This window comes from Prevotella sp. AM23-5, assembly GCF_003473645.1.
Taxonomy (GTDB): Bacteria; Bacteroidota; Bacteroidia; order Bacteroidales; family Bacteroidaceae; genus Prevotella; species Prevotella copri_A.
In genome coordinates, this window is the sequence record NZ_QUCG01000100.1 from 1 (window position 1) to 8,663 (window position 8,663).

General features: G+C 37.8%; 9 protein-coding genes. 8 read left to right on the forward strand and 1 reads right to left on the reverse strand.

Going from position 1 to position 8,663, the window contains the following annotated elements:
* Positions 1-314 precede the first annotated feature (314 nt).
* The 3 genes from DW657_RS15670 to DW657_RS15675 all read left to right on the forward strand — a co-directional run bounded on the left by DW657_RS15670 (position 315) and on the right by DW657_RS15675 (position 2,406).
* On the forward strand, positions 315-1,244 hold the full coding sequence (locus DW657_RS15670) for a virulence RhuM family protein (protein WP_118313374.1): 930 nt from the start codon (positions 315-317) through the stop codon (positions 1,242-1,244).
* A gap of 509 nt (positions 1,245-1,753) precedes the next feature.
* Positions 1,754-1,897 carry a hypothetical protein gene (locus DW657_RS17980; RefSeq protein ID WP_153089397.1) on the forward strand — a complete coding sequence of 48 codons (144 nt, stop codon included), beginning with the start codon at positions 1,754-1,756 and terminating at the stop codon, positions 1,895-1,897.
* Complete coding sequence (locus tag DW657_RS15675; RefSeq protein WP_118313367.1) at positions 1,897-2,406, forward strand: hypothetical protein; 510 nt, start codon at positions 1,897-1,899, stop codon at positions 2,404-2,406. The genes DW657_RS17980 and DW657_RS15675 overlap by 1 nt, the downstream gene beginning before the upstream one ends.
* A 225-nt stretch (positions 2,407-2,631) precedes the next feature.
* Here DW657_RS15675 and DW657_RS17985 read toward each other — a convergent pair whose 3' ends face one another.
* Complete coding sequence (locus tag DW657_RS17985) at positions 2,632-2,790, reverse strand: hypothetical protein (protein ID WP_158577406.1); 159 nt, start codon at positions 2,788-2,790, stop codon at positions 2,632-2,634.
* Between the two features lie 264 nt (positions 2,791-3,054).
* On the opposite strand from DW657_RS17985, the gene rhuM reads away from it, so the two are divergent.
* The 5 genes from rhuM (at position 3,055) to DW657_RS15705 (ending at position 8,588) form a co-directional block, all read left to right on the forward strand.
* On the forward strand, positions 3,055-3,792 hold the full coding sequence (rhuM, locus tag DW657_RS15680; RefSeq protein ID WP_233547161.1) for a RhuM family protein: 738 nt from the start codon (positions 3,055-3,057) through the stop codon (positions 3,790-3,792).
* Positions 3,793-4,205: 413 nt separating this feature from the next.
* Positions 4,206-4,409 (forward strand): hypothetical protein, encoded by a 204-nt coding sequence (locus DW657_RS15685; protein ID WP_118313369.1) that lies wholly within the window; start codon positions 4,206-4,208, stop codon positions 4,407-4,409.
* A gap of 905 nt (positions 4,410-5,314) precedes the next feature.
* Positions 5,315-6,322 (forward strand): Kiwa anti-phage protein KwaB-like domain-containing protein, encoded by a 1,008-nt coding sequence (locus DW657_RS15695; RefSeq protein WP_118313371.1) that lies wholly within the window; start codon positions 5,315-5,317, stop codon positions 6,320-6,322.
* 157 nt (positions 6,323-6,479) lie between these two features.
* The gene (locus tag DW657_RS15700; RefSeq protein ID WP_118313372.1) at positions 6,480-7,862 is read left to right on the forward strand and encodes a reverse transcriptase domain-containing protein; all 1,383 of its coding nucleotides are present in this window, start codon (positions 6,480-6,482) and stop codon (positions 7,860-7,862) included.
* 135 nt (positions 7,863-7,997) lie between these two features.
* Positions 7,998-8,588 carry an SLATT domain-containing protein gene (locus DW657_RS15705; protein WP_118313373.1) on the forward strand — a complete coding sequence of 197 codons (591 nt, stop codon included), beginning with the start codon at positions 7,998-8,000 and terminating at the stop codon, positions 8,586-8,588.
* Positions 8,589-8,663: the final 75 nt, after the last annotated feature.

The following is an 8,663-nucleotide window of genomic DNA, read 5'->3' on the forward strand; positions in this document are numbered from 1 at the left end:
TTTTTCAATGCTGTGATACATATCACAACCCTCATAACTCGGGAAGAGTCATCTTCTCAGGGGAAGCGGAGCTATATCCGGCAGTTGAAGCCATTTAATATATTTTATAAAAAACTCCCCATCTGTTTTCAGATGAGGAGCAGTTTCTAGAGATGGAAGTCGATTTCCTTCAGCCATTCCTGCAATGAGGAACAAAAATAACTTTTTTCAAAAGCTGATAGGTGTAACAACTTGTAATATAGTGGTGACCTTGTATTGGTTATGAAATAAAATCGTACTTTTGTCGCTATATTAGCAATAAAAAATGTATGATTATGGCAACCGACAATAATATTCAGCCTGTGGCTGATGATTCACAGATAGTACTCTATCAACCAAACGAAAGTGTAAAACTTGAAGTGAAGTTAGATGCTACTCATGAAACGGTGTGGCTTACCCAACAGCAAATAGCAGATCTCTTCGGCACCAAGCGTCCTGCAATAACCAAGCATCTTGGCAATATATTTAAAAGTGGAGAATTGAATCAAAATTCAGTTAGTTCCATTTTGGAACATACTGCCTCTGATGGCAAAGTATACAAGACGCAGTTCTATAATTTGGATGCAATTATTTCTGTAGGATATCGTGTCAACAGTATCAATGCTACAGCCTTTCGAAAGTGGGCAACGGGTGTGCTAAAGGATTATCTTCTTAAAGGATATTCTGTCAATCAGCAACTATTGGCTATGCAGCGCCAATTAGATACACGGTTAGATGCACATTCACAACGCATGACTCGAATCGAGGATACCCAAGCCAAGCAGCAACAGCAGCTCGATTTCTTTATTCGAACCTCCACCCCTCCTGCCGAGATGGTCTTCTTCGAAGGTGATTTCTACACAGCAAGAGTTGCTTTGGAGAACTTAGTTCGTACAGCCAATCATCGAGTAATCATCATAGATGGCTATGTTTCATCGCTAACTCTAAGTGTACTTGATGTCCGTAAGTCAAATGTAACAGCTACAATTTACACGGTTGGAGTAGGTCAAGGAATGCAACGCTTGATGGAGGAGCATGACCGCCTATTTCCCGATAATCATATTGATATCCGAAAATGGAGTAACGAGTCTCATGACCGCTGGCTTATCATAGATGACAGCCTCTATCACTGTGGTCATTCATTAAATGCCAATGGCGGTCATAAGATTTCCGCCATAACCCTGATGGGCACCTCCCCAGAAGTAATCCTATCAAGAGTAGAATAAAACTTATTCCTCATTCGAGTGGCGACAAGTGCAGAGCGATACTGCAATGAGGAACTATTCTGGCTGTCTCAATCAGCAAGCTATAGCCAGGCGGTCCCATCCCGCACAATCTGGCGCAGACCTTTGATGGTCCGCCAACCCTAGAGCGTAGCGGTCCCGAGCACCGGAGGGCGGTTACATCCCTTGCCCTTTTGGAAAGGGCGAGGGCTTGGGAGTGGGTTAAGGACCCTCCCGCTGGGGAGGGACAGGTGGGGCAGATATAGCACTAAGGGCGGTTACATCCCTAATCCCTATGGTAGGGATTTAGGGCTTGGGTATAGGGTAAGGACCCCCTCTTCGCAAAAGGGGACAGGGGAGTCGAAAAAAGCATAGAGCGATACTGCAATGAGGAATAAAAATAACTTTTTTTTAAAATAAGGTTACGTAATGAAGAATTTCTCTTAATTCCTTGGTGTTTACGTCAGAAAGTCGTATCTTTGCAGCAGTCTTTAAATATAGGAGGTTATACAATGATTGAAATTAAAGAAACATTAGTTATTAAAAGCGATTCCCCAAAGGTAGCAGAGTGGGTGAAGCGTATGAAGGCATATAAGGCAGCTCAGCTCCAAGATATGGCTAAACGAGGTTGCGAGGTTTGTGAAATTGCTATGTAATGGATGCATTTGAATATAGGTTTACAAGCAAAACGGGTGATATATATATCGTGCGAATTCTGAATGATGGAGCGAGATTTTTGTCATCTGAAATGATTTCTGCCTTAGAAAAGTCTGATGTTGAGGTGTGGGGAATATATCTCAACAGAATAGGTAGTTATAAACATGTGACAGGGATTCGGGATTTATCACTTATCTCTAATCAAATTTATAGCTTCTTCAGGTCTCATGACAATGCGATATTGTATTATGTATGCGATGATATAGCCGATGTTCCGATGAATGATCGCAAAAAGGCAGAAGGTTTTACTGTACAGTATTATCGTAACAGACTTTTTACTAGTTTGTTTTATAAGCTTCAAGGGTTATTAGATATGAATGTTGTTGATTTACCAATTTGCATTGATGCTTGTGGTAACGATATGTATATTCATATAATGGTTCGCGAAGAACAATTGAATGTTGCTAAGAGAATCAAGCAAGACGTGCTTGATGGTTTTAGCAAATAGAGCTTTGCTCTTCTGTTCCATTTTGGAACATATGGTCACTGGCGGTCATAAGATTTCCGCCATAACCCTGATGGGCACCTCCCCAGAGGTAGTCCTATCAAAAGTAGAATAAAAACAATATTCCTCATTCGAGTGGCGACAAGCGCAGAGCGATACTGCAATGAGGAACAAAATACAAAAATCATGAAACCTTTTTTATCAATCAAGCCAGGAGCAACCTTTTTCTTAAGCAGCTCCCAGACTCTCGTCTATCATAAAGATAGCATCGAGGTCATTTATTGTTATCAGTCTGGTAAGAAAAGCTTCTACACTCATGTTTACATCTACATCGTAGATGATACCAAAGTGACTCTTTATGCCGATTGGGGCGATTACTTCCTCCATTAAAAATGGTTAGTTAATGAAGATTTTCTCTTAAATCCTTGGTGATTACGAAACAAAATCGTACTTTTGTCGCTATATTAGCAATAAAAATGTATGATTATGGCAAACGACAATAACATACAGCCTGTGGCTGATGATTCTCAGATAGTACTCTATCAACCAGATGATAGCATTAGGTTGGAGGTGAAACTGGATCAAGATACGGTTTGGCTTACCCAAGCACAGATGACAGAGTTGTTTCGTACAACTCGTAACAATATAACTATGCATATTCGTAACATCTTTAAGGAGAAAGAGTTAGACGAAAAATCAGTATGTAAGGAATCCTTACATACTGCCGCAGACGGCAAAAGATATCGTACTAAAATCTATAATTTGGATGTTATAATCTCTGTAGGCTATAGAGTAAAGAGTCCAATAGGAACCCGTTTCCGTCAGTGGGCGAATGCTGTTATAAAGCAATACCTTCTCCAAGGTTATTCCGTGAATCGTCACTTGATAGCCCTACAGGAGAATATGGATAAGCGAATGACTCGAATAGAAGATACGCAAGCCAAGCAGCAACAGCAGCTCGATTTCTTTATTCGAACCTCCACCCCTCCTGCCGAGATGGTCTTCTTCGAAGGTGATTTCTACACAGCAAGAGTTGCTTTGGAGAACTTAGTTCGTACAGCCAATCATCGAGTAATCATTATAGATGGCTATGTTTCATCGCTAACTCTGAGTGTGTTAGATGTTCGTAAACCGGAAGTTTCAGCGATAGTTTATACTGCTGGTGTAGGTCAAGGAATGCAACGACTCATGGGTGAGCATGACCGCCTATTCCCCGATAATCATATAGATATAAGAAAATGGCGTAACGAGTCTCACGACCGCTGGCTTATCATAGATGACAGCCTCTATCATTGTGGACATTCATTAAATGCCAATGGAGGTCATAAGATTTCCGCTATAACCCTGATGGGCACCTCCCCAGAGGTAATCCTGTCAAAAGTAGAATAAACAATATTCCTCATTCGAGCGACGACAAGTGCAGAGCGATACTGCAATGAGGAACTATTCTGGCTGTCCCAATCAGCAAGCTATAGTAAGGCGGTTCCATCCCGCACAACCTGGCGAGACCTTTGATTGGTCCGCCAACCCTAAAGCGTAGCGGTTCCGAGCACCGGAGGGCGGTTACATCCTTCCTTTCTGAGAAGGGAAGGCTTGGTTAGGATGTGGAGCTCCCTTTGGCTAAAGGGTTTCTGTCCCCCGCAAACGGGGGAAATGAAGGGGGTGTAAAGACCATTGAACGGAGGAATTCGTACGTTAATCTGGGGGAGATTAGGGCAAGAAGTAAAAACTCCCCCAAAATTTGGTAGTTTCACCGAAAACCCTTATATTTGCAGGCGTAATTGAAATAAAAATAAAGAATTATGGGAAAGATCATTGATAAGACGATAACAAAGATTGTTACAGATGAGGGTATCTCTCTCTTTCGCCGTGTAACTAAGGTTTTGATGCCAAATGGCAAGTATCGTTATCCTGTAGATTATTTTGATGCAACTCCCGGAGTTGTTAAGGTTTCGAAAGAAGAGATGGATAAGGTTGCAATACCTGTTTATAAAAAGTTAATCTAATGGAGCGATTGATGTCTGATGGTTATCCTTTTATCTTTCAACTTAGAAGAAATGATTTATCTTTGTACATACTTGTAAATAAGGAATATGTATCAGATACATCCTCTTATGCTGATGAACTAGCAAATATTGTGCAACAATATTTATAAGATAACATCCCCATTCGAGCGACGACAAGTGCAGAGCGATACTGCAATGAGGAACAAAATATAACTTTAAAAAACTGATAGGTGTAACTACTTGTAATATAGTGGGGACGCTGTATTGGTGATATATAACAAGTTGACTATGGATAGTGTTTTGCGTACAAATTATTTGCGTACAGTACCAAAGTTGATTTTGTTCTTGACATCATATTCACCTTTGTTTGTATGTATAATAGTTAGGCAGCTATATTATAACCGTTCCTATTTACATTTTGCAGGTTTTGACAAGACGAGTATCCTGTGCTTGCTACATAAATTCGGCTTGTCTATACTCTTGGGGCTCTTACTTGTTTTAGTGACATTAGGAACTATGCTCTTTTTAAAGATACTTCGTTCTAGTTCTAAAAATGGCAATAATGTGACGGTTAGGAGTATTTCAAATAAAAATGCAGAATCTATAGGCTATATAGCAACTTATATCATACCATTTCTCTTTCAGAGTTTTGACGAGCTAGGCGACATAATACCATTATTGATACTCTTGATTATCATTTATAGGATATATGTCACTTCAAGTCTGCTTTTAGTAAATCCTGTCTTAAATTGCAAATACTCTTTGTTTGAAATGGAATACGAAGAACAGGGACAACGAAAGCAAGGTCTCATGATTTCTCCATTTAGAGATATCTATGAAAGTGATAATATAAAGATATACAATATTGGGTATAAATTGTTTTATGTTAATAAAATAAACAAGAAATGAATTTAGAGGAATTGTTGAATTTAATATCTTCGACCAGCGTTGATGATACAAAGTTGTTTTTTATAACAAGAGCGCTTAAGCCTAAAATGAAGCCTAAGGCAAGAGCGCATGAAAAATATCTTTATCATGTTTTCCAAGTTGATAACGATGAGGAATTAAGAGAATATATATATGAGACATCAATAAGTCAACTGAAATCTATAGTTGACAAAAACTATGAGATGGTTGACTATGATGTTTTGAATGATGATACAGAAAATCTATTTTCATATCCGATACAGAATAAGGTGTTTTCTTTTCAAGATGTTGTTACCAACCAATTGCAAAGAGATGTTCCAAAGATAAAAAGTATTCGTGATTTGGAAAATGATGAGGTAAAATTATGGGCCTATTGTGTCGGTTTCGAAGATGTGCAAACTGGCGAATGGGTTTATACATTTCGTAAGATGCAAGCCAGTTCTGTAGCCATCGATACACGAGAGGCCAATCTCAAAGCAAAATTCTTAGCTTGGTTTAATCCAGAAAGCTTAATGCTTCAACAGTTAAAGGGTGATGCATTAACTCTGGATAAACAGATAGACTGTGTATTCTATAAAGACATATTCTATGTGATTAAGAAATTTAACTTTGAACAGATGGTGGGATTGCAAGAGGAATATGCAGAAAAGGCTAAGATTATAGCAGAAGAAATGGAGGGAACAAATACTTTTTCTGGCATAGAAAAGTTAAAAGCAGTCATAGATACCAAACCTTCTGTACATAAAAAACTTGTAAAAATAGGAATGCTTGGCTCCTATAAAAATGTGACAGAAAAAGATATTCGTCAAATGAAACGAGTTTGCAAACAGCACGGTGATACTTTAAAAATTGTAGATGGTAAAATCTGTATGGAAGAAGAAGCTGATGTTGATGTTGTGTTGAAGATGTTTGGCGATTATTACAAACAAGGTGAAGTCTCAGGAAAATCGTATGGTACTTTTTCTGGTAAGGAATTGAAAAAATAATAGAGGTGAAGGAGTGTGCTTAGTTATCTTTCACCCTGCACACGATACAAAATAACTTTTTTCAAAAAACTGATAAGTGTAACTACTTGTAATATAGTGGGGACGCTGTATTGGTGATATGCATTGATATTCAGATCTTTTATAAAGATGAATATGTATGGAGGATATAAATGAATACTTCAATCCAGTTCATTTCACTAAGTTTTATAACGAGAAGTTAAAACGCAAAAAAGGAGGTGGGCTTGATGGCTTAACACCTGCTACCTTTTGGAACCATTACGAAAAGAAACTGGATGATATAGCTAGTAGATGTTTGTCTGGAACGTATAAGTTTTCACCTTATAAGGAACAACTTATATTAAAAGGAAGAGATAAGTTCCCTAGAATACTGTCAGTACCATCAATGCGTGACAGAATGATCCTGGGAGTTCTTAACCAATATCTCCAAAAAGCATTTCCTGAAGCGGTGAATAATCAAGTGCCTAATCAATACATTAAGGACATTGGCGATTTCATGGCACAACATTCTTCTGAGAAGGTTTACTTCTTTAAGACGGATATCAAAGGGTTCTATGATTCTATAGACTTGGATACGCTTTATAGAAAATTGGAACCATCTGTTGATGCCAGTGTCTTGCAATTGGTAAAGACAGCAATTAATACAGTAACAGTATCCAAGGGCGGTGCTAGATTATCTTCAAATCAGCAGCTGAGATTGACGGGAATACCTCAGGGCTTATCCATTTCTAACATACTTGCAGGTATATCTATGTTGGATTTTGATGAGAGTATTGAGAACCATTGTGACGTCAATACCTTGTATAAAAGGTATGTAGATGATATTTTGATATTGAGCACAACTCCGATAGATGCTCGTTTTGTAGATGAGTTTAAGTGTGAATTGATTATAAAGGGAGTCAGCCTACGCCTTTCTCCTGATAAGACACATTATGGTATTGTGGGCGATAAGAGTTTTGAATACATAGGGTATAGTTTTAAATCAACCTTCTGTATTTCTATTCGACAGAAAAATACTCAGACTTTTCTTAATCGAATCTCTCGATTGATCTCCCGTTATCGTAGTCAGAAAGAGAATCCGTTTACGCGTCCAAGATTTATAATTGAAGACCAAGCATTTGATGATTACTATATAGCTCTTATCAACTTAAAGTTATCAGGTTTCAAGACATTGAATCATCTTTATGGATGGTTACCATACTTTCAGGCAATGACAGATATACAACTACTTTATCAGTTGGATACTGTGGTACATAAGAAATTTCTAAAAGGTTTAGAGATTGAAAATAAAATCAAGCATTTGCCAAAGGTCTATTGGGATATCAAGAAGCATGCTGGCAAGAATATGTTGAAAGATTTTGATGCATTAAAAGAGGTTGGTGATATGAAAGCTTATCTCATATCAAAGGGACTTATAAATAGCGACTTTGATTATAGTGATGATGAAATACAGACATGTTATTGGATACATCTGGAACACTTGAAGAAAGATGCCCATATGACTGTTGGAACAACTTCATAGAAGGGAGTCTTTGAGACTCAGTCTTAGGGGTGATGTTACATCACCTTTTTGTAAAGCATTTAAATATCTAATGCCACATACGTGGTTTGTTTGCGTTTTGATTGGGACTCCCTTCTTTTTAAAAGAAAATATTATATGGAAAATTTAGAAAGCTTAGGTAATACGATTTATAAAACGATGAGTGTTCGTTTTACAGCATCTCGTCGTATGAAGCGTAGCCGAGATGCCTCTAAGGTGTGTGAAGCAATGTTTTCTGCTTCCATCATAGCGATAAGTTTGATTGCACTGCAGAAGCCGGAAATAAAAGTCGCTAATATGATTAGTGCCTTTACGATAATACTTTCCACCTTCTTGCTTGTGTTGTCGCTTCTGTTCAGTAGCTTGAACTATGATAAAAGGATGGAGAATTATCATGCTTGTGGTAATGAGCTGAATCGTTTGTATCGTTTGATAAAACACGATGTCAGTGTTCTTTCCAAAGAGGAACAGGAGAAGAAGGAAATTGATTATATCAATAAATATGAAGAAATATTGAGTAAGTACAATCTCAATCAAACATCCTTTGACTATCAATATGCTATGCTCGGCAGTACAGAAATACATCCATTGAAATGGTTGTGGTTCCAATGTAGGTATTATATCTTTGATGTCTATTTGTTGTATTGGATTATAGCAATAGCACCAACAGTTGGTGTTGTTTGTTATTTTCTAAAAGATTTAGCGTAAAGGATAAAAACAGGTTTTTACTTTATTGCAATATTCTTAGAATTTTAACCCTTAATTCCGCAACACTATAATTTA

What these genes read in the sequence shown, in the direction of transcription:
- DW657_RS15670 (WP_118313374.1), top strand. Translation starts at nt 315, where the DNA reads ATGGCAACCGACAATAATATTCAGCCTGTGGCTGATGATTCACAGATA.
- DW657_RS17980 (WP_153089397.1), top strand. Translation starts at nt 1,754, where the DNA reads ATGATTGAAATTAAAGAAACATTAGTTATTAAAAGCGATTCCCCAAAG.
- DW657_RS15675 (WP_118313367.1), top strand. Translation starts at nt 1,897, where the DNA reads ATGGATGCATTTGAATATAGGTTTACAAGCAAAACGGGTGATATATAT.
- DW657_RS17985 (WP_158577406.1), bottom strand. Translation starts at nt 2,790, where the DNA reads ATGGAGGAAGTAATCGCCCCAATCGGCATAAAGAGTCACTTTGGTATC.
- rhuM (WP_233547161.1), top strand. Translation starts at nt 3,055, where the DNA reads ATGCATATTCGTAACATCTTTAAGGAGAAAGAGTTAGACGAAAAATCA.
- DW657_RS15685 (WP_118313369.1), top strand. Translation starts at nt 4,206, where the DNA reads ATGGGAAAGATCATTGATAAGACGATAACAAAGATTGTTACAGATGAG.
- DW657_RS15695 (WP_118313371.1), top strand. Translation starts at nt 5,315, where the DNA reads ATGAATTTAGAGGAATTGTTGAATTTAATATCTTCGACCAGCGTTGAT.
- DW657_RS15700 (WP_118313372.1), top strand. Translation starts at nt 6,480, where the DNA reads ATGGAGGATATAAATGAATACTTCAATCCAGTTCATTTCACTAAGTTT.
- DW657_RS15705 (WP_118313373.1), top strand. Translation starts at nt 7,998, where the DNA reads ATGGAAAATTTAGAAAGCTTAGGTAATACGATTTATAAAACGATGAGT.